This window comes from Spirosoma endophyticum (assembly GCF_900112365.1).
GTDB lineage: Bacteria > Bacteroidota > Bacteroidia > Cytophagales > Spirosomataceae > Spirosoma > Spirosoma endophyticum.
Genome location: NZ_FOLQ01000001.1, coordinates 485647 through 511524, shown reverse-complemented (window position 1 = coordinate 511524; position 25878 = coordinate 485647). Strand labels below are relative to the sequence as shown.

Genomic DNA, 25878 nt, shown 5'->3' with positions numbered 1-25878 from the left:
ATTGTCTTGTTTCTCCTAACAGGAAAGTTGACGACCCAATTGTTTAAATAGCTATGAAACTTCCTATTTCCGTTAGGCAATTCCTTGAAAGCGTTGGCTGATATGATGACTAACTTTATGAGGGTTGTTTACGCCTTACTACGTTTTGCTGAGTGGATAGCGCCAAAAGTGGTATCTTCGCCCCGTAGTTATATTTGTTTCTCCAACAGAGAAGGGTTTGCTTCGCTGCAATTAATAGGGAATCGTGTGTGAGTCACGAGCTGTCGCGCAACTGTAAGTAACGCTGAAATTTCTGCCGGGGCGAGTCATCGCCGGGTACGTCCACTGGTCCGATTTGCCGGGCTGGGAAGGTTGGCAGAGATGTTACAAGCCAGGAGACCTGCCTTTTTTTGTTGACAATGCTTTCGCGTTTTGAGGCATGGTCAAGTTGGGCGGTTTAGTCTTCAGGGATCATCTTAGCCTGTTGGTACGCTTGTCCTGTCCGTCCTCTCACTCGTTGGTGCTGGAAACAACCCAGATTCAGCCTAAACCAGCTTATTGAGGTGACAAGCGATCAACCCATTTTCAAATCCCACTTCCTGATTGCGGCTCCGTCCAGCGGTTCCGGTAAGACCACGCTTACGCTGGGATTGCTACGTGCTCTGAAAAGCCGGGGCCTGCGCGTACAGCCGTTTAAATGCGGGCCGGATTATATTGATACGTTACATCATACCACAGCGGCAGGCACCCCGAGCATCAATCTCGATGCGTTCATGGCGGCCGAACAACACGTAGCGGAAGTTTACGCGCAGTACGCTGGTTCTGCCGATGTGGCGGTGACGGAAGGGGTGATGGGTTTGTTCGATGGATCGGATCGCATGCAGGGAAGCAGTGCTGCCATTGCTGAGTTACTGAATAGTCCGGTTGTGCTGGTTATCAACGCCAAAGCGATGGCCTATTCAGTCGCACCGTTGCTGTACGGATTCAAGAATTTTTACAAAGGCATCAACCTGGTCGGCGCAATTTTCAACTTCGTCAGTACCGAATCGCATTATCGCTTTTTAGCCGAAGCCTGCGCCGATGTGGGCGTCGAAGCGTTAGGCTATTTCCCGTCCAATCCCGCATTTGCCATTCCGTCGCGGCATCTGGGCCTACATATTTCGGACGAGACACACTACGAAACCATTATCCAGACCATTGCCGAAGCCATTCCCAAAACCATTGATATTGATCGGCTTCTGGAGGTAACCCACACGGAGCCGACTCCAATTCGATACGTACCTCGTTCGTTGCCCAGCGCTGCGCCTATCAGGATTTCCATTGCTCGTGATGAAGCATTTACGTTTATGTACCACCAAAATATAGACGTGCTGACTCGGTTTGGCGAGGTTACTTTTTTCAGTCCGTTACACGATGCGGTTCTTCCCCATACGGATTTTCTGTACCTACCCGGCGGCTACCCCGAACTTTATGCCGAAGCCCTGAGCCAGAATGTTTCCATGCAGGAGAGCATTCGAGCGTATTGTCAGTCGGACGGGTTGGCCTATGCCGAATGCGGTGGGTTGATGTACCTGGGCCAGTCGATTACAGATGCCGGTGGATATGAATGTCCAATGGTTGGTATGCTGGATACCACTACGTCGATGCTCGCGCCCAGAATGACACTTGGCTATCGGATTATTCAGTGGGATGAACTAACGGTGAAAGGCCATGAATTTCACTATTCAATCTTAGAGGAACGTAGCGCGCAACCGTCCGTCGCGTCGGTGACGAACGCGAAAGGAATACCAGTGGAGACGAAGTTATACCGAGTGCAAAACACCTTTGCCTCCTACCTGCATGTGTACTGGGGCGATAAACCGGAATTTATCCGACAGTTGCTCTCGGCCAGATCCGTTGATAAACGTTACGTTACGATTTAAAAGTATGACTGAAATCAAACGCCAGCGGGTGATGCGGCCCGATGGAAAAGCCATCAATCTTGTTCAGCGACGGGGGCATTTGTCGTATTGCTACAACGCCTGTTGCTGCGGCCGCACCGATCGGGGCTTTGCCGCCGTACCCGTCGATTTGTACAAAACCGAGTGGCTTCGGCGCAAAATCCGGAACGTAGTACACATGACCAAAGGTGGTTGCCTCGGTCCGTGCACGCTGGCCAATGTCGTTACGTTGCTGTTCGACGGCAACTCTGTCTGGTTCCATTCGATCAACAGCGACTGGCAGGTAATCGCGATTTTCGACTACATCGAAAGCATGATTGCTGCCGATGGATTTCTGGTTCCCCCCGCCGAATTGTCGGAATACGTCTTTCAATTCTATACCTGGAAAGGTTCGGAAATAGCCACGCAACTTGGTCAGACGGCCACGCCATCGGGCGGCATCGTTTTTCTGACCCACGCCGACACTGATCTGCTAACGTTGAGTCTTGTTCTGCAATCCCTGCCAGACGACTTTCCGAAAACATCGGGCATTAGTTTATTGGCGATCAAAAGTGAAGCGCAGATGGCGCAGCTGCTGGACCGGGAAATTGGCGCAGCCCAGATCATCGTGCTACGTATTCACGGTCGGCCGAGCAGCGTGCCGGGTTTTCACGAACTGGTCCGTCGGGCGAACGAGAAGGGCCAGCACCTGATCGTGATCAGCGGTACGGGCGATCTGAACCCCGAGTTTGCGGCTGCTTCGACGGTATCGCCTGCTATTCTGCACGATACGCTGGCCTACGTTCAGGCGGGTGGTTACCAGAACCTTAGCTCACTACTGTACTTCCTGTCCGATCATTTGTTAATGACGGGCTTCGGGTCGGATGCGCCTATTCAGTTACCTGAGCACGGTATCTACCACCCTGATCTACCCGAAAACGCAGACTTGTCGGATTGGGTGCAACGGCATAATTCCGACTGGCCAACCGTTGGCATTACGTTCTATCGCTCGCACTGGATTAGCGGTAATACGGCCTTTATTGACGCGCTAGTTCGATCGCTGGAGGATAAAGATGTCAACGCACTGCCAGTTTTTACATCCTCGCTCAAAACCGTCGATCCCGAAACAAACGAACCGTTCGCCTTTCAGTTCTTCAAGCCCGAACGGGGCGGCATTGTCATTGATAATCTGATCAATACCATCTCGTTTGCCATGACAGACGTCAAGCCAACGGGCGAAGATACCGGTTCGTCAGCCGCATTGACGCGGTTGAATGTGCCTATCTTTCAGGCCATTACCAGCGGCATGGGACGCGGCCCCTGGGAATCATCGAGTCGGGGACTGAATTCACTGGACACGGCTATGAACGTAGCGATTCCCGAATTTGACGGACGGATTATCACCGTACCGATTTCATTCAAGGAGAAAGGCCGGGAGACAAAGGGCTACGAACCCGTAGACGACCGGATTGAGCGCGTAACCGGACTGGCGGTACGTTTCGCCCGCTTGCGACGCTTGCCGAATAGTCAGAAACGTATCGCGTTCATTTTTACGAATTCCAATGCAAAAGCCTCGCAGATTGGCAACGCGGTAGGGCTGGACGCACCGGCGTCGCTGATGAACATGCTGCACGCCATGCAGGCTGAAGGGTATCAGATCGAAAATCTGCCGGTGAGCGGTACCGCCCTTATTCACGAACTCATCGACCGCTGTTCCTACGACCAAACGTACCTGACACCTGAACAACTGGCGAATGCCGCCGGACACGTATCGACGGCTCAATATGCCCGCTGGTTTGCGGATTTGCCCGATGCTTTGCAGGCCAGAATTCAGAAGCAGTGGGGGCCACCTCCCGGCGAAACTTATGTGCACAATGGCAATATTGCGCTGGCAGGACTGGACCTGGGGAATGCGTTCGTTGCCTTGCAGCCGCCCCGTGGCTACGGCATGGACCCCGACGCTATTTACCATCAACCCGATTTGCCACCGACCCATCACTATTACGCGCTATATCGCTGGCTGCGAGACGACTGGAAAGCCGACGCGATTGTCCATGTTGGTAAGCATGGGACGCTCGAATGGTTACCGGGGAAAGGAATCGGTTTGTCATCGACTTGTTTTCCGGACGCATTTCTGGGCGATTTACCCTTATTTTATCCGTTTATCATCAACGATCCGGGCGAAGGCGCACAGGCGAAACGGCGGGCGCATGCAGTCGTGATCGATCACCTGACGCCACCTATGACATCGGCCGACAGCTACGGCGAACTGGCGCAACTGACGCAGTTGGTAGACGAATACTATCAGGTCGAAACACTTGATCCGGCCAAGCTACCCCTGTTGCAACGACAGATATGGACGCTCATTAAGCAAACCAATCTGGATAAAGATCTGTCGGTCATGCTGCAACGTGATCATGGCGACCATAAACACGATTGGGACGACGACATGACGCCCGACGGTGTGCCCGTGAGCCTGACTGAAATGGACGGCAAAGACATTGCCCACCTGATCGAAGACATCGACGGTTACCTCTGCGAATTGGGTGCCGCCCAGATACGTAACGGTTTGCACACGCTCGGCGAGATGCCTACCGATGATGCGCTGGTCGATATGTTACAATCGCTGACTCGCCTGCCGAACATATCAGTGCCTGGATTGCAGACGGAAATGGCCACCTTTTTTAGCTTTGATTTGCCAACGCTGCAAACGCAGAAAGGCCAGCGGATAAGCCAGATACCACAGCAATTTATCGATTTGGCCGGTCGACCGGTCGTGACTGGGGCTGACGCGCTGGAAGTTATTGATGAGTTAAGCAATCATCTGTTTCGGGTGCTGCAACAGCATCGTTTTCAGGCACAACGTATCGATCAGGTCTTGTTTGAGACGTTTAACGTAGTACCGATAGGGGAAGGGCTGGCAGGAATTCGACAGGTGTTGGCATTTGTTTGTGAGCAACTCCTGCCCAATCTGGCCCGCACTGATGAGGAAATTACGAATCTTCTGCACGGGCTTTCGGGTGGGTATATACCTGCCGGGCCAAGTGGTGCACCCACGCGCGGCATGGCGCACATTCTGCCAACGGGGCGTAACTTCTATGCGGTCGATCCGCGTGCGTTGCCGTCGCAGGCCGCCTGGGAAGTGGGGCAACAACTCGCCCGCGAAGTGCTCGCCCGGCATGTGAAAGAAACCGGTACATATCCCGAAAGCGTTGGCATCAGCATTTGGGGAACCAGCGCCATGCGCACCAATGGCGATGACGTAGCGGAAATTCTGGCTTTGCTGGGCGTTCGTCCGGTGTGGCAGGTCGAAAGTCGCCGGGTGATCGACGTGGAGGTGATTTCGCTGGAGGAGTTAGGTCGCCCCCGGATCGACGTAACAACGCGCATCAGTGGCTTTTTTCGGGATGCTTTCCCGCATCTGATTGATTTGCTGGATGACGCTGTCCAGCGCGTGCTGGCCCTTGACGAGCCACTGGAGCAGAATTTCGTCCGCAAGCATTACCTGAATGATCTCGCTGAGTTACGAGCACAGGACATGCCCATTGAAGAAGCCGAAGAGCGAGCGAGTTACCGGATTTTCGGCGCGGCTCCCGGTAGTTATGGGGCTGGAATTCTGCCTCTTATCAACGAAAAAAACTGGCATGCCGATGCCGATTTTGCCCAGGCCTACGTCAACTGGGGCGGTTACGCGTACTCAAGAACGGCGCAGGGTGTGGATGCCCGGTCGGAATTCAAACAGCGGCTTTCGGGCGTGGAAGTGGCCTTACACAATCAGGATAATCGGGAGCATGACATTTTCGACAGTGACGATTACCTGCAATTCCACGGCGGAATGATCGCCACGATACGTAGCCTGACCGGGCAGCAACCGAAGCATTATTTTGGCGATTCGCAAAATCCCGCCCAACCCGTTGTGCGGGATTTGAAAGAAGAAGCGTTGCGTGTGTTCCGGTCGCGGGTTGTCAATCCGAAATGGCTGGAAAGCATCAAAAAACATGGCTACAAAGGTGGTCTGGAACTTACGGCTACGGTCGATTATTTGTTTGGTTATGATGCTACAGCCCAGGTTGTTGACGATTGGATGTACCAGAAAGTAAGCGAAACGTATGCGCTCGACCCGGCCATGCAGCAGTTCTTTGCCGACAGTAATCCGTGGGCACTGAACGCCATTGCCGAACGACTTCTCGAAGCTGCCCAACGGGGCATGTGGGCCGAGCCATCGCCCGAAACACTACGTGCCTTGCAGGCCGTTTATTTACAAAGTGAAGAATTACTGGAAGTGCGAAGCGAATGAGGTTAAGCCGGACGTAGTAAAGTCAGTTGGCAGGAATAAAAAATGCGTCGAAGAATCTACGGAAAGATCAACGTAAATCTATTACGTTGAGCAGCTACTTTATTTGTACGTAATACCAACTGTAGGGAAATCATTCACTTTAAACGACGCACAGATGAAATTTACCAAACTAGTTCCGAACCTATTCTACACGGACATTCAAGTAGGATTGACCCTTTTTGTGGACTGCCTTGACTAAAAATTGGGTACGAAGAATTGGCATCACAACAACCTTTTTGTGTCGTAGAAAAAGATGGGTTGGCTATTCACTTAATTCAAAATAAGGAATACGCTGAAAAAGACAGACCAGAACTCAGACTTGTTACAACGGATATTGAGGAAGTTTATACGAAAATAAAATCGTCACATCCAGAATTAGTACACCCTAACGCAAAGGTGGTATCGATGAGGCCGTGGGGAGCAAGAGAGTTTGCCTTGAAAGATGAGTCCGATGTTTGTGTAATTATTCAGCAGTGGTAATGACAGTAACTAAAATTGACTGCTATGAAAAAAGTAACGGGCCTGGGCGGCATATTTTTCAAATGCAATGACCCGCAGGGCATGAACGATTGGTATGCCAAAAACCTGGGATTGACGACCGGCGAATACGGGACGACATTTGAGTGGCGGCAGGCCGATGATCCGTCGAAAAAAGGATCTACCGCCTGGTGTGCGTTTCCCAACGACACGACCTATTTCAATCCGTCGACTAAGCCGTTTATGATCAACTACCGGGTGGAAAATATAGCTGCGTTGGTTGATGAATTGAAGCGGGACAATGTGACCATTGTGGATGACATAACAGCGTATGATTATGGCAAATTCGTGCATATTCTCGACCCGGAAGGCAACATTATTGAGCTTTGGGAGCCCAATGATGATTTTGAGTGACAGTGAATCCACAGAATCTATTCAGAAAAGACGCTCATGACGTACCCGTTCTCAGCCCTTGTTGCTCAACAAAAACTCAAACAGGCGCTCCTGCTTTGCGCGGTGAATCCCGGCATTGGCGGTGTGCTGATTCGGGGGGAAAAGGGGACGGCGAAAAGTACGGCGGCTCGTGGTCTTGCCGACATTATGCCGCCTATTCCGCGGGTGGCAGGGTCGCGCTTCAACTGTCCGCCCGAAGAGCCGCTGGATCTGTGCGAAGCCTGTCAACAACTCGATTGGCAGGTGGAAGACGTAGCCGTTCCCTTTGTCAATCTGCCGCTGGGTGCTACAGAAGACCGAGTTGTAGGGAGTCTGGATCTGGAGGGGGTGTTAGTGGAGCGGAAAAAGAAACTGCAACCCGGTTTGCTGGCGACCGCCCATCGGGGTATTCTGTACATCGACGAGGTTAATCTATTGCCCGACCATCTGGTTGATGTGCTGCTGGACGTAGCGGCTATGGGTGTCAATACGATTCAGCGGGAAGGACTATCCATGAGTCACCCCGCACGCTTCACACTCATCGGAACCATGAATCCCGAAGAAGGAAACCTGCGCCCGCAATTTCTTGACCGGTTCGGGCTGATGGTGGATGTTGACGCTCCGCGCGACGTAGCCGAACGTACTGAAGTTGTCCGCCGACGTATTGCTTTCGATTCTGACCCAACTGCATTTGCTGCGAAATGGGCTGACCAACAACAGGCATTACACAATCAGATTCAAAAAGCTCGAAAATTACTGCCTTCCGTTACGTTAGCCGATGGCTTATTAACGCTGATTAGCCAGCTTTGTACCGAACTGAACGTAACCAGTTTGCGAGCCGATATTGTTATGTATAAAACGGCCCTGACGCTGGCGGCCCTGGCAGGACGTACCGACGTAACCGCGGATGACATTCGCCAGGCCGCCGAATTAGCCCTCGTGCATCGACAGCGTAAAAAGCCGTTTGAGGAAAGCCGATTACCTGACAATAAATTGGATGAACTGATGCAGCAAGCTCCTCCGCCGAATCAGTCACAAACTGAAAATGAATCGAATCAGCCTTCCGAAACCACACAGAATTCGGTAGGTGATTCACCTGCGGAAAGTGATGGTGAACCCGCCGAGTCGCCCCAACAAGAGCAGGTTTTTGGGGTAATGCCTTTGTCTGTTGTTGCACCAATTTCGATTGAATCCAATACGTTCCGGCAACAAGTACCCGTAGGACGCCGGAGTCCGGTGATGAATCCCCAACGAGGCACTACGATTCGCGCCGTACCGGATAAATCCCCGACGAACGTAGCTATTTCGGCAACCGTGCAACACGCCCTGCTTCGGGATGCCGACGATTGGGGAATTATTCGGGATGACCTGCATCAGAACCTGCGTATCGGCAAAACGGGTAATCTTATCCTGTTCGTCGTGGATGCGTCGGGGTCGATGGCCGCGAGCCGACGCATGGAAGCCGTAAAAGGCAGTGTTCTCAGCCTATTGACAAATGCTTATCAGCGTCGGGATAGCGTGGGAGTGATTGCTTTTCGCGGTGTCGAAGCCCAACTCTTGCTGGAACCTACCCATAGTATTGAACTGGCCGAACAGGCGATGCGAAACCTACCGACGGGTGGTCGTACGCCCTTGCCCCACGCGTTGCAGCTGGCTTCTCAGGTAGTTAGTCATCTGAAACATCAGGATTTACAGCCTTTGCTGATCATTCTCAGCGATGGGAAAGCGAATGTAGCCCTTCCCGGCGGGGGCGACGCGTGGCAACAGACATTGGGCATCGCCGATCAGCTCCGCGAACGGCAAATTCCAGCGTTGGTGCTCGATACTGACAATGATTATCTGCGATTGGGTCGGGCGGCTGACCTGGCGAAAGCGCTGGGTGCCGATTGCCTGTCGCTCGATGAGCTATCGGCCGAGACCATTACGCAGACTGTTTCAGGAAGGATTCGAGTTTAAACCGACCATTGATTGAGGATGTAGGCATCATTCCAGAAGTACCATTCCAACCGGCTGGATTGGTAGAAAGCATCCGCCATTTTGTTCCGATCTTTGGGACTGACTTCACCGGCCAGTCGGTTGGTCAGTTCCAGCATCTGCGTAACAACTTCGTCGAACGCATCGCCCGCATACGTATCAATCCAGGCCTGGTACGGATTCTGGGAAACAGTTTGTTGATAAATTGCCTTGCCCACCTCCCGATAAATCCAGAAACAGGGCAATACGGCAGCCGCCCCCACGGCCAAAGACTGCACCGACGTAGTGGCCAGCATAAAGTTGGTGTAGGCAAAGCAGGCCGGCATTTTAACCGTTTCGGGCTGAATGTCATACAGCGAGAAATACGTTTCGTGCAACACCCGTTCCACCCGAATGGCGTTTTCTGCAAACTGCGTCAGGAGCAGCATATCGTCGGGTGTATCGGCTTTAACGGCCAATTGGGCCAGCGCCCGGCTGAAATCAATCAGGTAGAGAGCATCCTGTTGAATGTAGTACTGAAACGTAGCGGACGGCAAGGTTCCAGTGGCTAATTCACGGACAAAACCGTGCGTTAAAATGGATTCGTATATGGGCGTAATCTGCTGCCAGAGTTGATCGGTAAAACGCATGAATTGAAAGAGTTAATAGGTGGATCACCCCACCCCCGGCCCCTCCCCTTGAACTAAGGGGGAGGGGAGAAAATTCGACAATTTTTCAGCCCCTCTCCTGGTTTTCAGGAGAGGGGCTGGGGTGAGGTAAATTATGATTACGACCAATAGTTAAAGAAATGATGAACAGGCCCATGTCCGTGCCCGAGTGAATAATCAGCCCCGGCTTGCAACGCGTTGGTCAAATAAATCTTTGCCGAACCAACAGCCTCACGCATGGGAAGCCCTTTTGCCAGTCCAGCCGCGATGGCCGATGAAAGGGTGCAGCCTGTTCCGTGAGAATTCTGCGTATCGATACGCTGCGTTGGAAACCAGTACGTTTCTTTCGACGATTCGTAAAGCAAATCTGAACTTGCCTGAGATGCCAGATGCCCACCTTTCACCAGAATAGCACTGGGAAATAATTCTGATAAATCGTGGGCGGCTCGCTCCATATCTGCCAGCGTTTCGACGGAATACCCTAATAAAACACTGGCTTCGGGAAGGTTTGGGGTGATAAGTGCAGCAAGAGGAAGCAGTTCGGTTTTGAGTGCATCGATGGCTTCATCCTGCAACAGCTTGTCTCCGCTTTTGGCCACCATCACCGGATCAATCACTACGTTGGTTACGCTAAATTCGACCAGCGTTTTAGCTACGGCGGCAATCACTTCGGGCGAGTGCAGCATACCGATTTTAACCGCATCGGTGCCAATGTCGCTCAGAACTGCTTTCAATTGTTCCGCGATAAATGCGGGCGGTACCGGATGAATGGCCGTGACTTTTTGGGTGTTCTGGGCCGTTAAGGCCGTCAGGACCGACATGCCGTAGCAGCCCAAGGCGGCAAACGTTTTCAGGTCGGCCTGAATACCCGCGCCACCGCCACTATCAGAACCGGCAATGGTCAGGACTCTGGTGTATGTTTTCATAGCGGTTGAGAAAGTAAATGGATCAATTCGCGGCTAGCTTCGTAAGGCGATGGCTGGCCGCAAATGGCGGAAACAACGGCAACGCCCGTTACGCCCGACTGCATGACCGCCTGAATGTTCGATGCCTTGATCCCACCAATCGCGAACGCCGGGAGCCGGGTTTGTGCACAGATACGTTGCAAGCCATCGATGCCTAAAATACTGGCTGTATCCTGTTTGGTGCCCGTTGGGAAGATCGTTGCGATGCCCAGGTAATCAACATGCCAATGTCGAGTGGCCTGAAGTTCAGCTTCATTATTAATGGATAAGCCAATGAGTTTGTCGGGCCCGATTAGCGAACGTACCATTGTAAACGGCATATCATCCTGACCAATGTGCACACCATCAGCATCAATGGCAAGCGCCACATCGATCCGGTCGTTGATGATTAGTTTGGCTCCGTAGTGTTGCGTAATCTGTTTCAGCTCAAGACCTAACTCGATAAACGCCCGGGTTGACAACTGCTTTTCGCGCAATTGAATCCATCGGACACCCGCCCGACAGGCTTCGGCGACCACGAACGGCAACGAATGACCCGCCTGTTGGCTGATGGCACTGTCCGTAACCAGATACAGTTGATTCACAGGTACGTTAGTTTGAGCGTATCGGCAATGGTCTGATACGTAAGCTGATATAGAAGGTCGAGGAAATTCAGTTGCAGGCTACCGGGGCCGGGCGATTGGTTGGCCGCTAGTTCGCCCGCGATACCCATCACCGCCATGCTGTGCACACTGGCTGCAAATGGATCGGGGTTTATGGCGGCAAAGGCGGCTGTTAGTGCTGTTGCTGTACATCCCATACCCGTTACTTTCGTCATCATAGGATGCCCGTTCGCGATGACCGCCACTCGTTCACCGTGAACGACATAATCTTCGGCTCCACTAATGACCACTACACTACCCAGGCCCGTACTCAACTGGCGCGCACCATCCAGAGCCGCCGATGAGCCATGCGTACTATCGACCCCTTTGGTATATGCATTAAGACCCGCCAGCGCCATAATCTCGGAGGCATTCCCCCGGATGATCGTGGGCGCGGCAATTGCCAGCAGTTCCCGGCTTACCTGATTTCGATACGTAGTAGCACCGACGCCTACTGGATCAAATACAATCGGTTTGCCGAGTTCATGCGCCTTCTTCATGGCTAGTTTCATGCCCGCCACAAAGTTTGCGTCTAGGGTTCCGATGTTGATAACCAGTGCATTGGCGATAAAAACGAATTCCTCTACTTCGTCTACAGCGTGGACCATAGCGGGCGAAGCACCCAGCGCCAGCAACGCGTTGGCGGTGTTGTTCATGACCACAAAATTGGTAATGCTCTGAACAAGTGGAGCCACGGAGCGAATTTGCTCCACATCATTCCAGATAGATTGGGCTGATAAAGACATAGTGCTGTTTAGATGAATGAAAAACAGCAACTTCAAGGGCGAAAAGACAGCGGCCTGACGAAAATGGGAGGAGAGCTAACTTTTCCCTACGGCCGTACAAACGGCATCAGGTTGTGAGGGTATTATCTCAGTCAGTTCAGTACCCGAACCGACACCCCTAAAGTTGTTTCCCAAAGGTAGGCGATTTGGGAATACATTAAAGGCTTACCTTCGTAGTTTCTTACGCTAATGAGTCTATCGGTGCCGTAACGGTCTGGTACGTAATATGCCCACACTTCGTCCTATAATGTTTGTCGGTACGGCCTCCGACGTTGGTAAAAGTGTCATTACGGCTGGTTTTTGCCGTATTTTCAAACAGGATGGCTACCAGCCAGCCCCGTTCAAGGCGCAAAATATGTCGCTGAACAGCTACGCAACACCCGACGGGTTGGAGATTGGCCGGGCGCAGGCCGTGCAGGCCGAAGCGGCTGGTATTCCCTGCCATACCGATATGAATCCGGTGTTGCTCAAACCGACAACGGACAAATCGTCGCAGGTGATTCTGAACGGCAAACCCATTGGTACACAGTCGGCTTACGAGTATTTTATGGCCAATGACCGGAATGAATTGTTCACTTCTGTGAAACAGGCGTTCGACCGGTTGGCGAGTCGCTATTCGCCCGTCGTGATGGAGGGAGCGGGGAGCATTTCGGAGCTAAATCTGAAGCACCGCGACATTACGAACCTGCGCATGGCCGCCCACGCGGGAGCTGCTACGTACCTGATTGGCGACATCGACCGGGGTGGACTGTTCGGGAGTGTATACGGCACTATTGCATTGCTAACACCCGAAGAGCGGGCGTGCATCAAAGGCATTATCGTCAATAAGTTTCGGGGAGATGCCCGACTGTTTGAGGACGGTAAACGAATGCTGGAAGAATTAACGGGCCTGCCCGTGGTGGGAATTTTGCCCTACTTTCGGGATATTTTCATTGAGCAGGAAGACTCCGTATCACTGGAAGCCAAGTTCCGGTCGGCGGTGGTGGGGAAGGTGAACGTAGCAGTGATTTTATTGAAACGCCTGTCCAACTTCACCGACTTCGACCAGTTGGAACGTGATCCCCGCGTCAATCTTTTTTATACCAATCAGCCCGACGAAATTGAAAAGGCCGATATTGTAATTCTACCGGGGAGCAAAAATACCATTGAAGACTTACTGGCGATTAAAAACAGCGGGGTTGCTCAGGCGATTTATACCGTATATAAAAAAGGTAAAACGGTTATCGGCATCTGCGGAGGTTATCAGATGCTGGGCGAAACCATCGAAGACCCCGATCACCTGGAAGGTACCATCGAAGCCATGCCCGGTTTAGGCTTGCTGCCCGTTCAGACGATACTTCAACCGATAAAGACAACGGAGCAACGACAGTTTACATACCGCGAGACGTTGGCGTCCTGCATGGGCTACGAAATTCATATGGGAGAAACCACTACGTCTGGCGAATCCCGACCCGTTACCCATTTGTCTGACGGCCGGCCGGAGGGTTATTTCCTGAACCGAAAATGCTGGGGTACGTATCTGCACGGCATTCTGGACAATGCCGTTGTGATCGACGATCTACTGGCTGATTATACCACAGAATCCGGTGGGCAAGCTATTGATTTTCAGAATTTTAAGGCGCAACAATACGACCGGCTAGCCGATGTAATTCGGGCGCACGTAGACATGGACCAGATTTACGCTAGTTTGCGGTGCTGAAACGGATACCCGACTCAAATCGTTATCTTTGGAAATCGTACTAGAACACGGTAATCACTATGTACACGGCAGTAAACGGTATCTACGAAGACGGAAACCTTATTTTGACCGAGAATCCACCAATCACCGGAAAGTCAAAAGTGGTCGTTTTGTTTCTGGGAGAGCAAGACGAGACTCCTCGTCTTGAGCCATCTAAAGGGGTTAAATTGGGTAGTTTGGCGGGACAGTATACTATTCCTGATAACTTTAATGATCCTCTTGACGATCTTAGAGAATACATGTAATGAGTTATTTAATTGATACACAAGTTTTTATTTGGGCTATCATAAGTCCAGGTAAGATAGAAGATAATGCCCGCACAATTCTTGAAAATAATACTATCTGGGTTAGTCAGATAAGCCTTTTTGAAATTGCGATTAAACAAAAGATTGGTAAACTTCCTGAGCTCACCTTATCAATTGAAGCCTTGGTTAATCAGTTGTATAAGGATGGATTTCAACTACTCCCAATCAGAAATACCCACATTGCCGCTTACAATTCTATACCCTTGATTACTGATCATCGCGATCCCTTTGATCGCTTAATTTTGGCCGCAGCCTTTGCTGAAAAAATGCCGATCATTTCGGCAGATGCACGTTTTAGTGACTATATCCCTCAAATTCAATTGATCGAAGCTTAGACGTCGAGCCATATGCTACAGGGACATGGCGACGATGGCTATCGCTACGCAAATGAAATAAAAGCCGATTTCAGCACGAACGTCTGGTATGGTGGCGAGCCAATTGGGTTGAAAGAATACCTCTTCAATCAGTGGGGACGTATCAATCGCTACCCGGAAGTGCTGGCCGAATCCCTGGCTAAACAGACTGCTGAACATCACCAGGTTTTGAGTGAACAGGTATTGGTTAATAGTGGCACAACCGAAAGTATTTACCTGATTGCGCAGGCATTTTCCGGCAGGAAAACTACCATTGTGGTACCAGCTTTTGCGGAGTACGAAGACGCCTGCCAGATGCACGGCCATCAGCTTTCGTTTCTTGACTGGGATACACTGGCGACGCTGCCCCAACTTGCGAGCGATCTGGTTTTTATCTGTAATCCAAACAACCCAACGGGAGCTGTTTTTAAGCGATTGGACAAGTGGATTACGCAGAATCCGCAAACACTTTTTGTGGTTGACGAAGCCTTTATTGATTTCACCAACAGCCTGACAACAGCCATCCCGTTGCTGAATCGCCACGCCAATCTGCTGGTTATGCGCTCATTGACGAAGACCTACGCCATTCCGGGTTTGCGGCTGGGCTACGTAGTGAGTTCGCCACCTATCATCGACCAGTTGAAAGCTGTCAAGCAACCGTGGACCGTTAATACGTTGGCGCTGGAAGCCGGGCGATTCATCTTCGATCATTTTGACCACATCCAGTTGCCTTTACCCAACTTACTGGCCGACAAAGAAACCTTCGTCCGAAACCTGCACCAGAACGATTCCATTCGCGTTTATGACAGCCAAACCCATTTCTTTATCGCCGAAACGTTGGTGAGAACAGCGGCTGATTTGAAACGTTTTTTAGTGGAGAAGCATGGCCTTCTAATTCGGGATGCAAGTAATTTTCGAGGGCTAAACAAACGTCATTTCCGGGTGGCAACGCTCACGCCCGATAAAAACGATCTGCTGATTAATGCCCTGACCGAATGGAAAAAACAATGTTAGTTGTGTTGCCATTGGTCATTGGCTACGTACTGGATTTGCTGATTGGCGACCCCGAAAACTGGCCCCATCCCGTTCGGGTTTTCGGTACGCTGATCGCCAACGGCGAGCGTTTGTTGAATCAAGGAACAGTTCGTTTTTTAAAGGGCGCGTTACTAACGGTTGGGCTTTGCATTGGTATCTATCTCTTCTTTGCTACGTTGAATCGGCTGATCCTTTCCATTCATCCCTGGCTGTATATTGCCATGAATGGCGTATGGATTTGGTATGGATTGGCTAACAAAGGTCTGATAACGGAAGGGCAAAAGGTATTTTCGGTCTTGCAGGCTGACGGACTCGACGCCGGGCGGGCGCAACTTTCCCGCATTGTGGGGCGTGATACGTCCCGATTAAGTGCGCAGCAAATTCGCATTGCTGTCCTGGAAACGATGTCCGAAAATCTCAGCGACGGCGTTATTGCCCCCCTGTTTTTTTACGCATTGGCGGGTGTTCCGGGTATGATGGCCTACAAATTAATCAATACGATGGACTCGATGGTAGGCTATCGAAGCGACCGATACGAACAGTTTGGTAAGTTTGCTGCCCGGCTGGATGACGTAGTGAATTTTATCCCCGCCCGACTGACGGCGCTATTAATGGTGCTCGTGACGGGTAGCGCTCGTGGATTTCAATTTATACTTCGCTATGGAAGTCGGCATAAAAGCCCGAACGCAGGGTATCCCGAAGCGGCTTTGGCGGGCATTCTCAACTGTCGGTTTGGTGGACCCAATGTCTACCACGGCATTCTGGTAGAAAAGCCATTCATCGGCGAGTGGGAGCGACGAATTGAGCCGCAGGAAATCAATCGGGCCAGCACCATCAACCAGTTAAGCTGTTTCTGTATGGTGCTTGGGATTTGTGGCCTCTATCTTTTACTACGTGCCTGATGCTTAAGTTTATTATTTCTGGCGGGCCGGGTGCTGGTAAGAGTACGTTGCTGGAAGCGTTGCGAGACAAGGCGTTTTGTTGTGTAGGCGAAGTATCGCGGCAGTTGATTCAGCAGGAAGTAGCTGCTGGTAGTCATTGTCTTCCGTGGCTGGATCTTTCCTGTTTTGCCCGAAGGACACTGGATCGTATGATTCTTGATTTTAAGAAGGCATCAGATAACGAGAAGGTTACGTTTTTTGACCGGGCTATTCCAGATATTATTGCCTATTTGGAAACTGGAGGGCTGCCCGTTGATGAAATCTATTATAAGGCCGTTAAGCGGTATGCCTATCATCCACGGGTGTTCATGGCTCCGCCCTGGGAGGCTATTTATGTTAATGATAACGAACGCTGGCAGACTTTTACCGAAGCCACTACGTTACATCAGGCATTGGTGGCAACGTATCGATCACTCGGGTTTGAGATCATCGAACTTCCCCTTGTGTCGGTTAACAAACGGGTTGAGTTTGTAGAGAAGGCGATTGCACCGTGGGTTGAACGTAGCAACCAGGAAGATTTAACGTTTCTTAAGTAATGGCTTGTCTATCATTGTCTTACTTTTGAGTTTCGCCATATCAGACGTAAGGAAATGAATAAAATAAATCGGAGAAGATGGCTATGGACCGGGCTGATGCTATTTATTTTTTGTTACGCAGGAAGTTACTTGTTCTTATACTCCGCTAGGCCAGAGCAGGCAAATCGCTATCGATCCAGTTCGCTTCCTTCAGATTACAAATTTAGTTTTGGGCAACCGTTTGAGGAACTGACCATTAAAACGCCACAGGCAGGATTGTTGAATGCACTTCTTTTCAAAGCTTCCCAGTCGAAAGGCGTGGTCTGTTTTTGGAAAGGTAATGGTGGCACGCTGGAAAATTGGGGGAAAATGGCAACTGCGTTTCTCAGACTTCATTACGATGTGCTCATCACAGATTACCGGCAACATGGTAAAAGTAGAGGAGCCATTACGTTAGCAAACTTTTACAGTGATGCACAAGCTGTTTATGACTCGCTGAAACAGCGTTATCCGGAAGACAAGATCGTTATCATTGGTTATTCGCTGGGTGGACGGGTGGCGGCTCATTTGGCGGCCAATAACAGGCCGAAGTTGACCTTATTGATCGACCCTGCTTCGCAGGGGGGCGACTTCAGCGACCGAGTTGCCGATGTTGTCTATTTCCCATTCCCCTCCGTCACGGATTTTCTGTTTCCAACAGAAAAGGACGTGCAACAGACCCGGCGGCCGGTTGTCGTGGTGAGCACCGAAAATAAGCATAGTCTGGCCTATCAATTGAACCATTCGCTGACCAAAAAAGACCAATTTGTAGTCATCCCCGGTGCCAGTCACCAAACCATTTTGACGCATCGGCTAACAGAGCGACTTATTGCTCAACTGCTGAAATCCTAACCAAGCGCAGCGGCCAATATTATCTCCACTTTTTTAAGCCCGCAAATCGGAGTAATTTTGACGGCTATAAAGGTAGTAATACAGACCAGGGTTGGTCTGTTTGCTCGAAAAGGGAATGCCGGTGTAAGTCCGGAACAGTCTCCGCTGCTGTAACTCCGTAGAAATGACCGACATACATGCGCCACTGTTTCTTTGGAAATGGGAAGGTCGTCGGTTATGGGGAAGTCAGAAGACCTGCCTTTATAAACATACACAAACAGCTTTCGGAGGAAAAGCTCGTATACTAATGACGATACAAACAATCCCCTTTCCACGGGCGGAGCAGAAAAGCCGTATCTGGCCGATGTTACGTTCCTCTCTTTTCTTTTTAGCTGTTCACTGGCTTTTTTTTGGCTGTAGTGCATCGGCTACACTAACAGAACAGGCCGAGTCTCCCCAAACCCAGAAAGAATACGTGGGCGAGAAAGCTGTCATTCATTACGCCAAAGGCTTTTCAATCAAGTACTTCACGAATTATAAAGTTGTTACGATTGTCAGTCCCTTTGAAAAAACAGCCGACACAGTTCGCTACGCCCTCGTTCAGCGCGGTACCGCCCATCCGAAAGGATTTTCCAGCCATCAGATCATCGAAATTCCAATACGTAACCTAGTAGCCATGTCGTCTATGCACGTAGGCTTGGTCGGCTTTCTGGATGCTGAGGACGTACTGGTTGGGTTAGGCGACCTGAAATACGTTTCGTCGCCGAAGGTGATCGAGCGTATTAAGGCGGGTAAAATTGCCGAGCTAGGCAAAGGACAGTCCATTAACGAGGAAAAGCTAATCACGATGCATCCCGATTTGCTGATGGCAATGGGGAGCCCCGTTGCCCGGATGGATCGATATGCAACGGTGAACGAAGCGGGCGTGCCTGTCCTGATCAACTCGGAATGGGTCGAGACGACACCGTTGGGCCGGGCCGAGTGGGTTAAATTAATGGCAGCTTTGCTCAACAAAGAGAAAGAAGTCAATCAGAAATTCGCCCAGGTCGAGAAGGAATACAACCGACTAACGGCGCTGACACGTACTATTTCGCCAAAACCCAGCCTGATTAGCGGCATTAATTCCAAAGATGCCTGGTTCGTACCCGACGGTGACAGCTACATGACGAAATTTTTTCAGGATGCAGGCGGTACGTATCACTGGAGCAAAACCAAAGCCACCGGGAGTTTGCCGCTGAACTTTGAAGCTGTTTATCCCATCGCCTTAAATGCTGATTTCTGGCTCAATGTGGGGATTGGTAACTTGGAATCCAAACAGGATATTCTGGCAAAAGATGCTCGCTACGCTGATTTCAAGGCTTTTAAAGCCGGACGGATCTACAGCTATGGTAAACAGATAAACGAGCGCGGCTCCAATGCGTTCTGGGAGTCCGGCGCGGTGAATCCGCAACTCGTTTTGGCCGATCTGATAAAAATCCTGCATCCTGATCTGCTGCCAAAGCACGAACTGGTCTATTACAAGCAAATCAAGTGATGGGCGTGTCGATTTCTTCCCCAACCGATGCGCAGAAACCCCGGTCGTTCTGGCCCCAGCGTAATCGGATCGTCATTATGGTACTTTTTGGTTTTGTCATCCTATTTTTTCTGTTGGATATCACGCTAGGTTCGGTACGTATTCCACTGAAAGAAGTAGCCAGGATCGTTTTCGAAGGTGAGTCCGAGAATCGGGCGTGGCTGTACATCGTCCAGAAAATACGACTGCCCAAAGCCATAACGGCTATTTTGGTCGGTTGTGGCCTGTCGGTGAGTGGGTTACAGATGCAAACGTTGTTCCGAAATCCGCTGTCGGGGCCGGCCGAGCTGGGCATAACAGCTGGAGCGGGCCTGGGCGTGGCCGTTGTGATGCTGGGCGGGGGTGGCAGTGCGAGTTTGTACGCCATCCGGGAGTTGGGCGTTTCGGGCAGTTGGCTACTGGTACTCATGGCCTCGCTGGGTGCTGCGCTGGTTTTGCTGCTGGTGCTGCTCATTGCCGGACGATTGCGGGATAACGTAGTGCTCCTGATTGTGGGCGTCATGGTGGGCACCATTACCGTTTCGCTGATCAGCATCTGGCAGTATTTCAGTCAACCCGAACAACTTCAGGAATATTTACTCTGGACGTTTGGGTCGTTGGGGGGAGTCGTGCAGTCTCATCTTTACGTTCTTTCGGGGGTCGTCATCGTCGGCTTGTTGCTGGCGTTTGTATCTTCCAAAGCGCTTAATGCCCTGCTGTTGGGCGAAAATTACGCCCGTAGCATGGGCCTGACAGTAGGCCGATCGAGGCTGATTATCCTGCTTAGTACCAGCTTGTTAACCGGAAGCATTACGGCGTTTTGCGGACCGATTGGCTTTGTGGGTATTGCCGTTCCGCACATCACCCGATCCCTGCTTGGTACGTCCGACCACCGGATTCTGATTCCCACTACGTGTCTGGTCGGCACAATACTGCTACTGGTTTGTGACAGCATTGCACAATTGCCGGGCACCGGCGCTGTCTTGCCGATCAATATTGTTACGTCGCTGCTGGGGGCTCCGGTCGTTATCTGGATCATCGTTAGTCGAAACAACCTTCGGTCCTCATTCTCATGAACGAAACGCTGCCGTTGCTCTCCGCCCGTGCGCTGACGATCGGGTATTCGTCCAGTAATCAGCCGGTTACTCCTATTTCACATTCGCTGGACCTGGACCTGTGGCCGGGAAAACTGGTGTGTTTGCTTGGACCCAATGGGGCGGGAAAATCAACGCTGATGCGAACCCTGGCCGGGCTTCAGCCGACACTGGCCGGCGTGATTACGATTGCCGGAAAACCGATGCAGACGTTAGCGCCGGTCGAATTGGCACAGCAGTTAAGCCTGGTCCTGACCGAACGGGTTGAAGCGGGTAACCTAACTGTTTCAGAACTGGTTGCGTTGGGTCGTACACCCTATACGGGCTGGTTGGGAGCCTTAACTCAACAGGATAAAGAGCAGGTGAACTGGGCAATGGACGTGACGGAAACGGTGAATTTCCGACAACGACGGTTGCATCAGTTGAGCGACGGTGAACGGCAGAAAGTGATGCTGGCCCGGGCGCTGGCTCAGGATACACCCCTGATTTTGCTGGACGAACCAACTGCCCATCTGGACTTGCCTAATCGGGTGGAAATGATGCGGTTACTACACCAACTGGCCCGACAAACAGGCAAAGCCATTCTCCTGTCAACTCACGAACTTGACCTGGCCCTGCAAGCCGCCGATCAGTTGTGGCTCATTCGGCAGACTGGCGAGATGAACATGGGCGTTCCCGAAGATCTGGTTCTGAACGGCACGTTTGAAGCTGCTTTTGCCAAAAACGGGTTCCACTTTGACCGGACAACGGGCACATTTGCCATACACAACGAAGCTAGTGGGCCTTCAGTTTCCCTTGATGGCACGGGAAGTCTGGCGTTCTGGACAGGCCGGGCGTTGCAGCGTGAAGGCTTTGTGATCGGCGCATCGGATAACGCCATTTGCCTAATTGAAACGCTGGATGTAGCGGGAAAACCACACTGGGTCGTTACCCGAGATAAGATACGTACTGACTATACCACCTTGGCCGACGTACTGACTTCATTGCAGGAGTTGAAACACGTTTCGGCTGATTTATAGCTTATTACCTTACAATCATTGATCTGATGAAAATATACACGAAGAAAGGAGACAAAGGAACCACGGGCTTGTTTGGCGGGAGCCGGGTCGATAAAGACGACGTACGCGTGGAATGCATTGGTACGCTGGACGAAGCCAACTCGACGATTGGATTGCTACGGGTCAAGCTGGGGAATGACCATGAATGGCAGGCGAATCTGCACAAAGTTCAGAAAGACATGATGGACATGATGTCGCACCTGGCCCGGCCGTCTGACGCCAAAAAGGAAAACAAGAATCCGATGCCCGAAGATGGTGCCGAATTCTGCGAAACCTGGATTGACGACCTCGAAGCCGCCATGTCGTCGCCATCGGATTATTTTCTGTTGCCGGGCGGGAATGAAATTTCGGCCTTGTGCCATGTCGTGCGGACGCAGATGCGCCGGGGCGAACGGCGATTGACGTCACTACGTAAAACGGATGCGGTTTACGAAGCCATTCCAGCCTACATAAACCGGTTGTCGGACCTGTTCTTTACACTGGCCCGCGCCGAAATGGATAAAGCCGGAGTCGCAGAAGAAAAATGGCAACTGTTTCTATACAAGCGATTTAAGCAGGAAAGCGTCGGATGATTATTTATATTTCGGGGGGCGCACGTAGCGGCAAAAGTCGGTTCGCGCAGGAGCGGGCGCTGCAACTAAGCGCGGAGCCCGTCTACGTAGCAACGGCCAAAATCTGGGACGACGATTTCGCGGAACGGGTGCAACAACACAGAAATGAACGAGGCCCGGAATGGACGACCTACGAAGCGGAGTGCGATTTATACCAGCTTCCGTTAGAAAATAGAGTCGTCGTCATTGACTGCGTGACGCTCTGGCTGACGAATTTGTTTATGGCGTTCGATAGTACAATTGATTTATCCCTGGCCGCTTTCAAAGCAGAAATCGACGCGCTTCGGGCATTGTCGGGCACGTTTATTATCATTTCCAACGAGATTGGGATGGGTCTTCATGCCGAGACGGCCATTGGGCGGAAATTCACCGACCTGCAGGGGTGGGCCAATCAATACGTAGCAACCCAGGCCGACGAAGCCATATTTATGGTTTCCGGATTGCCTGTATACCTGAAAAATAACGCATGAACGTACCCATACAACCCATCCTCCGGCAGCAAATTCAGGACAAGATCAATAACAAAACAAAACCATTGGGCGCTTTGGGTAAACTGGAAGAATTGGCGCTGCAAGTTGCCCTCATTCAGCAAACGGCATCACCTCAACTGGTTAATCCTCATTTGGTTGTGTTTGCTGCCAGCCATGGAATTGCCCGCGAAGGTGTCAGTGCGTATCCATCCGAAGTGACGTATCAAATGGTGCTAAACTTCCTGCATGGCGGGGCCGCCATCAATGTGTTCACCCGGCAGCACGGCATCGATCTTTGGCTGGTTGACGCGGGCGTCGATCATGATTTTGAGCCTACAGATACGTTGATCAATGCGAAAATCAACTACGGCACCCAAAGCTTTTTAAGCCAGCCAGCCATGACGGCCGACGAATGCCAGCGATGTATCGAAAAAGGTCGGGAGCTGGTGCGGCAAATTCAGCAAACGGGTTGTAATGTTGTTGGCTTCGGCGAAATGGGCATTGGCAATACGTCGTCGGCTTCGGTTCTGATGAGCAAACTGCTGAATATTCCTATCGACGAATGCGTCGGCAGAGGGACGGGGCTGACTGACGAACAATATGATTATAAAGTATCACTACTTGGTCAGGCATTAGCGTATCACCATAACGTGGGTAGCAGCGATGTTACGCAAATCTTGCAAACGTTTGGGGGCTTTGACATTGCGATGATGTGCGGGGCCTTTCTGGAAGCCGCCGAGCAGCAAATGGTGGTGATGGTTGATGGATTTATTGCATCCGTTGCTTTTCTGTGTGCGCTCAGGTTAAATCCAGCGATAAAAGAAAACGCTGTTTTCTGCCATCAATCCGGCGAAAAAGGCCACGCCCGGCTATTGGCCGAATTAGGTGCTGAACCACTTTTGCAGTTGGCTATGCGACTGGGCGAGGGAACGGGTTGCGCAGTGGCGTATCCATTGTTACAAAGTGCGGTGGCGTTTCTTAACGAAATGGCTTCGTTCGAGAGTGCCAGCGTGAGCCGCAACGACTGACATGAAACACGAACTCCGGTTATTTTTCACGGCTCTCCAGTTTTATACGCGGCTGCCCGTTCCGCAATGGGTCGGCTATTCGGAAACAGCGCTGAATCAGGCGACGCGCTATTTCCCTCTGATTGGTTGGTTGGTCGGATTACTGGCCGGAGCAATGTGGCTGATTGGTACGTATCTGGTTGATGCGCCAACTGGATTGCTACTTTCCATGATTGCATCTGTTTTACTTACCGGCTCTTTCCACGAGGACGGTTTTGCCGATGTATGCGACGGTTTCGGGGGTGGCTGGACGAAAGAAAAAATCCTGGAAATCATGAAGGACAGCCGCATCGGTACCTACGGTATGGTGGGACTTTTGTTGCTGTTAGGTCTGAAATTCTGCCTGTTAATGAACGTTGCTCCGTACCTGTTGAATCAGCCACTGGTGCTCTTTTTGTTCCTGATAAGCGGCCATTCTTTAAGCCGGTTTATGGCCGCTACGTTCATTTTTACACATACCTACGCCCGCGATTCGGCGGATAGTAAAGCCAAGCCGGTTGCACAGGCGGGTAACATCACTACGTTGCTGATTGCGGGTTTTATTGCGATTATCCCACTTTTGGGTTTGGCATTCGTCCTTAAAACACCCATCCTTTCGGTCGTTGTCTTGCCAATGTATGGCCTGAAAGTCTATTTGGGCTGGTATTTTACGAAGTGGATTGGCGGCTATACCGGCGACTGTATGGGGGCTACACAACAAGTCTGTGAAGTCGGTTTTTACCTTTTCGTCGCCATTCTGTGGAAGTCTATCTGATCCGGCACACAACCCCAGCCATCACACCGGGATTGATTTATGGCCACCTGGACGTTGATTTGACCGATAGCTTTCTGGACGAATTGGAAACCGTAAAACAAAAACTCCCGCTCACTTTCGAGGCTGTTTATTCGAGTCCGTCACTACGTTGCACACGATTAGCTGAGCGACTCGCTTCTGTTTTTATCATTGATGACCGCCTGCGTGAATTAGACTTCGGTAATTGGGAAGGCAAAACCTGGGATACTATCGACCAGAGGGACTCACAAGCCTGGATGGATGATTTTGTGAATGTATCCACACCCGGTGGCGAAAGCATGGCGCAGATGCACGAACGGGTGATTCATTTCTGGCAGGATTTGCTAAAAACAAGCCATCAGCGCGTAGCGGTTGTCACACACGGAGGTGTCATTCGGCTTTTACTGGCGGAAGAAAAACAAATGCCGCTCGCGTCGGCGTTTGAGATTAAGGTAGCCTATGGGGACGTAGTGGTAATAAGGAATTGACCTCAATAAGGTCTTGGAGACCTCATTGAGGTCATCGTTTTAGGCCTCAACCCATGTTAATTTTTCTTCGATGGGTTTGCGGATGGCGGGTTTTTCTTTCGCAGTATGGTAGCCCATATAGAACAGACCGACGCATTTTTGATGTTCACCTAATCCCAAAAAATCACTCAAGGCGGGTAAGTTTCCCGGTGTGCTCCAATAGGCCCCAACGTCTAAAGCCGTAGCGGTCAGCCACATATTTTCAACCGCACAAGCTACTGCCGCCAGTTCTTCCCATTCCGGTATTTTTTCGGGGTGTAGTTCCATATTGATGGCCAGCACGCAGGAGGATTTCAGTACTTTGCTACGTAGTCCTTCAAATTTAGTCGTTGTGAAACTCTCCGCGGGGGTTTGCGAACGATACGTTTCGCCTAAAAAATCGGCGAGTTTTGCCAGGCCTGCACCCCGGAAAATAGTAAACCGCCAGGGTTGCGTCAGGCGATGGGTAGGAGCGAAGTTGGCATTCTCAAGTATCGCTTCAATAACCTCGCGGGGAATTTCTTTTTCGATATAATCGGGTGGAAAAATGCTTCGGCGGCTGCGAATAAGCTGATTTATAACCTCTACTGATTGGTTCATGCGTGTTTTTATTAGGTCAATTTTGCTTTTGTCCCACTACTGTAAACCCTTTCTAAAGATAGTGACCGATACCGTTGGCACTACTGTTGCAAGATCACCATTTTTGCCAGAATATGGGTATAGTTTTCGAGCTTAACTGTATTCCTAAAGGCTCTTCTTTTCAACTTCGGTAAAATCAAAAAAAGCTACTAGTAAAACCAGTAGCTTTTAAAAAATCCCATAAACAAATCTACTTC

At 51.0% G+C, this 25878-nt stretch carries 25 protein-coding genes and 3 riboswitches; of the genes, 20 read left to right on the top strand and 5 right to left on the bottom strand.

Going from position 1 to position 25878, the window contains the following annotated elements:
• Positions 1-196: 196 nt before the first annotated feature.
• Positions 197-401, top strand: a riboswitch (cobalamin riboswitch).
• 141 nt (positions 402-542) lie between these two features.
• The 5 genes from BM202_RS01955 to BM202_RS01935 all read left to right on the top strand — a co-directional run bounded on the left by BM202_RS01955 (position 543) and on the right by BM202_RS01935 (position 9099).
• On the top strand, positions 543-1901 hold the full coding sequence (locus BM202_RS01955) for a cobyrinic acid a,c-diamide synthase CobB (protein WP_245776488.1): 1359 nt from the start codon (positions 543-545) through the stop codon (positions 1899-1901).
• Between the two features lie 4 nt (positions 1902-1905).
• Positions 1906-6195 carry a cobaltochelatase subunit CobN gene (gene cobN / locus BM202_RS01950; RefSeq protein ID WP_093822778.1) on the top strand — a complete coding sequence of 1430 codons (4290 nt, stop codon included), beginning with the start codon at positions 1906-1908 and terminating at the stop codon, positions 6193-6195.
• Between the two features lie 255 nt (positions 6196-6450).
• Positions 6451-6714, top strand: a complete 264-nt coding sequence (locus BM202_RS01945) for a VOC family protein (RefSeq protein WP_143100619.1) — start codon at positions 6451-6453, stop codon at positions 6712-6714.
• Between the two features lie 24 nt (positions 6715-6738).
• Entirely contained in the window at positions 6739-7125 is a 387-nt protein-coding gene (locus BM202_RS01940; protein WP_093822776.1) for a VOC family protein, read from the top strand.
• A gap of 36 nt (positions 7126-7161) precedes the next feature.
• Positions 7162-9099: a putative cobaltochelatase gene (locus tag BM202_RS01935; RefSeq protein ID WP_093822775.1), complete on the top strand. Its 1938-nt coding sequence runs from the start codon at positions 7162-7164 to the stop codon at positions 9097-9099.
• Here the strand turns inward: BM202_RS01935 and tenA are convergent.
• The 4 genes from tenA to thiM form a co-directional block, all read right to left on the bottom strand.
• Entirely contained in the window at positions 9096-9746 is a 651-nt protein-coding gene (tenA, locus tag BM202_RS01930) for a thiaminase II (RefSeq protein ID WP_093822774.1), read from the bottom strand. The genes BM202_RS01935 and tenA overlap by 4 nt on opposite strands.
• A gap of 137 nt (positions 9747-9883) precedes the next feature.
• Positions 9884-10690, bottom strand: coding sequence for a bifunctional hydroxymethylpyrimidine kinase/phosphomethylpyrimidine kinase (gene thiD / locus BM202_RS01925; RefSeq protein ID WP_093822773.1), 807 nt, complete (start codon positions 10688-10690; stop codon positions 9884-9886).
• On the bottom strand, positions 10687-11313 hold the full coding sequence (gene thiE, locus BM202_RS01920; RefSeq protein WP_093822772.1) for a thiamine phosphate synthase: 627 nt from the start codon (positions 11311-11313) through the stop codon (positions 10687-10689). Before thiE ends, thiD begins: the two co-directional genes overlap by 4 nt.
• Positions 11310-12116: a hydroxyethylthiazole kinase gene (gene thiM / locus BM202_RS01915; RefSeq protein ID WP_093822771.1), complete on the bottom strand. Its 807-nt coding sequence runs from the start codon at positions 12114-12116 to the stop codon at positions 11310-11312. The genes thiE and thiM overlap by 4 nt, the downstream gene beginning before the upstream one ends.
• 66 nt (positions 12117-12182) lie before the next feature.
• Positions 12183-12285: riboswitch (TPP riboswitch) on the bottom strand.
• Between the two features lie 96 nt (positions 12286-12381).
• Here thiM and BM202_RS01910 point away from each other — a divergent pair.
• The 15 genes from BM202_RS01910 (at position 12382) to cobC (ending at position 25024) form a co-directional block, all read left to right on the top strand.
• Positions 12382-13854 carry a cobyric acid synthase gene (locus BM202_RS01910; protein ID WP_093822770.1) on the top strand — a complete coding sequence of 491 codons (1473 nt, stop codon included), beginning with the start codon at positions 12382-12384 and terminating at the stop codon, positions 13852-13854.
• Between the two features lie 59 nt (positions 13855-13913).
• Positions 13914-14138 (top strand): hypothetical protein, encoded by a 225-nt coding sequence (locus BM202_RS01905; RefSeq protein ID WP_093822769.1) that lies wholly within the window; start codon positions 13914-13916, stop codon positions 14136-14138.
• The gene (locus BM202_RS01900; RefSeq protein WP_093822768.1) at positions 14138-14533 is read left to right on the top strand and encodes a type II toxin-antitoxin system VapC family toxin; all 396 of its coding nucleotides are present in this window, start codon (positions 14138-14140) and stop codon (positions 14531-14533) included. Before BM202_RS01905 ends, BM202_RS01900 begins: the two co-directional genes overlap by 1 nt.
• Positions 14534-14545: 12 nt before the next feature.
• Positions 14546-15565 carry a pyridoxal phosphate-dependent aminotransferase gene (locus BM202_RS01895; RefSeq protein ID WP_093822767.1) on the top strand — a complete coding sequence of 340 codons (1020 nt, stop codon included), beginning with the start codon at positions 14546-14548 and terminating at the stop codon, positions 15563-15565.
• Positions 15547-16488, top strand: a complete 942-nt coding sequence (cbiB, locus tag BM202_RS01890; protein ID WP_093822766.1) for an adenosylcobinamide-phosphate synthase CbiB — start codon at positions 15547-15549, stop codon at positions 16486-16488. Before BM202_RS01895 ends, cbiB begins: the two co-directional genes overlap by 19 nt.
• Entirely contained in the window at positions 16488-17063 is a 576-nt protein-coding gene (locus BM202_RS01885; RefSeq protein WP_093822765.1) for an AAA family ATPase, read from the top strand. Before cbiB ends, BM202_RS01885 begins: the two co-directional genes overlap by 1 nt.
• A 129-nt stretch (positions 17064-17192) precedes the next feature.
• Positions 17193-17933 carry an alpha/beta hydrolase gene (locus tag BM202_RS01880; RefSeq protein WP_245776487.1) on the top strand — a complete coding sequence of 247 codons (741 nt, stop codon included), beginning with the start codon at positions 17193-17195 and terminating at the stop codon, positions 17931-17933.
• A gap of 53 nt (positions 17934-17986) precedes the next feature.
• Positions 17987-18189: riboswitch (cobalamin riboswitch) on the top strand.
• 30 nt (positions 18190-18219) lie between these two features.
• Positions 18220-19446: an ABC transporter substrate-binding protein gene (locus BM202_RS01875; protein WP_245776486.1), complete on the top strand. Its 1227-nt coding sequence runs from the start codon at positions 18220-18222 to the stop codon at positions 19444-19446.
• A gap of 5 nt (positions 19447-19451) precedes the next feature.
• A complete protein-coding gene (locus tag BM202_RS01870; RefSeq protein ID WP_317039665.1) occupies positions 19452-20540 on the top strand; it encodes an iron ABC transporter permease in 1089 nt (362 codons plus the stop codon).
• A complete protein-coding gene (locus BM202_RS01865) occupies positions 20537-21577 on the top strand; it encodes an ABC transporter ATP-binding protein (RefSeq protein WP_093822763.1) in 1041 nt (346 codons plus the stop codon). Before BM202_RS01870 ends, BM202_RS01865 begins: the two co-directional genes overlap by 4 nt.
• 26 nt (positions 21578-21603) lie before the next feature.
• Positions 21604-22188: a cob(I)yrinic acid a,c-diamide adenosyltransferase gene (locus tag BM202_RS01860; RefSeq protein ID WP_093822762.1), complete on the top strand. Its 585-nt coding sequence runs from the start codon at positions 21604-21606 to the stop codon at positions 22186-22188.
• Positions 22185-22697 (top strand): bifunctional adenosylcobinamide kinase/adenosylcobinamide-phosphate guanylyltransferase, encoded by a 513-nt coding sequence (locus BM202_RS01855; RefSeq protein WP_093822761.1) that lies wholly within the window; start codon positions 22185-22187, stop codon positions 22695-22697. The genes BM202_RS01860 and BM202_RS01855 overlap by 4 nt, the downstream gene beginning before the upstream one ends.
• Positions 22694-23725 (top strand): nicotinate-nucleotide--dimethylbenzimidazole phosphoribosyltransferase, encoded by a 1032-nt coding sequence (cobT, locus tag BM202_RS01850; protein WP_093822760.1) that lies wholly within the window; start codon positions 22694-22696, stop codon positions 23723-23725. The genes BM202_RS01855 and cobT overlap by 4 nt, the downstream gene beginning before the upstream one ends.
• A gap of 1 nt (position 23726) precedes the next feature.
• On the top strand, positions 23727-24518 hold the full coding sequence (locus BM202_RS01845; RefSeq protein ID WP_093822759.1) for an adenosylcobinamide-GDP ribazoletransferase: 792 nt from the start codon (positions 23727-23729) through the stop codon (positions 24516-24518).
• Positions 24503-25024 (top strand): alpha-ribazole phosphatase, encoded by a 522-nt coding sequence (cobC, locus tag BM202_RS01840; RefSeq protein ID WP_093822758.1) that lies wholly within the window; start codon positions 24503-24505, stop codon positions 25022-25024. Before BM202_RS01845 ends, cobC begins: the two co-directional genes overlap by 16 nt.
• Positions 25025-25063: 39 nt before the next feature.
• Here the strand turns inward: cobC and BM202_RS01835 are convergent, their stop codons facing one another.
• Positions 25064-25642 (bottom strand): nitroreductase family protein, encoded by a 579-nt coding sequence (locus BM202_RS01835; RefSeq protein ID WP_093822757.1) that lies wholly within the window; start codon positions 25640-25642, stop codon positions 25064-25066.
• Positions 25643-25878 lie beyond the last annotated feature (236 nt).

Coding starts and splice junctions, on each gene's coding strand:
- cobN (WP_093822778.1), top strand. CDS start 1,906: ATGACTGAAATCAAACGCCAGCGGGTGATGCGGCCCGATGGAAAAGCC.
- BM202_RS01940 (WP_093822776.1), top strand. CDS start 6,739: ATGAAAAAAGTAACGGGCCTGGGCGGCATATTTTTCAAATGCAATGAC.
- BM202_RS01935 (WP_093822775.1), top strand. CDS start 7,162: ATGACGTACCCGTTCTCAGCCCTTGTTGCTCAACAAAAACTCAAACAG.
- tenA (WP_093822774.1), bottom strand. CDS start 9,746: ATGCGTTTTACCGATCAACTCTGGCAGCAGATTACGCCCATATACGAA.
- thiD (WP_093822773.1), bottom strand. CDS start 10,690: ATGAAAACATACACCAGAGTCCTGACCATTGCCGGTTCTGATAGTGGC.
- thiM (WP_093822771.1), bottom strand. CDS start 12,116: ATGTCTTTATCAGCCCAATCTATCTGGAATGATGTGGAGCAAATTCGC.
- BM202_RS01910 (WP_093822770.1), top strand. CDS start 12,382: ATGCCCACACTTCGTCCTATAATGTTTGTCGGTACGGCCTCCGACGTT.
- BM202_RS01905 (WP_093822769.1), top strand. CDS start 13,914: ATGTACACGGCAGTAAACGGTATCTACGAAGACGGAAACCTTATTTTG.
- BM202_RS01900 (WP_093822768.1), top strand. CDS start 14,138: ATGAGTTATTTAATTGATACACAAGTTTTTATTTGGGCTATCATAAGT.
- BM202_RS01895 (WP_093822767.1), top strand. CDS start 14,546: ATGCTACAGGGACATGGCGACGATGGCTATCGCTACGCAAATGAAATA.
- cbiB (WP_093822766.1), top strand. CDS start 15,547: ATGGAAAAAACAATGTTAGTTGTGTTGCCATTGGTCATTGGCTACGTA.
- BM202_RS01885 (WP_093822765.1), top strand. CDS start 16,488: ATGCTTAAGTTTATTATTTCTGGCGGGCCGGGTGCTGGTAAGAGTACG.
- BM202_RS01875 (WP_245776486.1), top strand. CDS start 18,220: ATGACGATACAAACAATCCCCTTTCCACGGGCGGAGCAGAAAAGCCGT.
- BM202_RS01865 (WP_093822763.1), top strand. CDS start 20,537: ATGAACGAAACGCTGCCGTTGCTCTCCGCCCGTGCGCTGACGATCGGG.
- BM202_RS01860 (WP_093822762.1), top strand. CDS start 21,604: ATGAAAATATACACGAAGAAAGGAGACAAAGGAACCACGGGCTTGTTT.
- BM202_RS01855 (WP_093822761.1), top strand. CDS start 22,185: ATGATTATTTATATTTCGGGGGGCGCACGTAGCGGCAAAAGTCGGTTC.
- cobT (WP_093822760.1), top strand. CDS start 22,694: ATGAACGTACCCATACAACCCATCCTCCGGCAGCAAATTCAGGACAAG.
- BM202_RS01845 (WP_093822759.1), top strand. CDS start 23,727: ATGAAACACGAACTCCGGTTATTTTTCACGGCTCTCCAGTTTTATACG.
- BM202_RS01835 (WP_093822757.1), bottom strand. CDS start 25,642: ATGAACCAATCAGTAGAGGTTATAAATCAGCTTATTCGCAGCCGCCGA.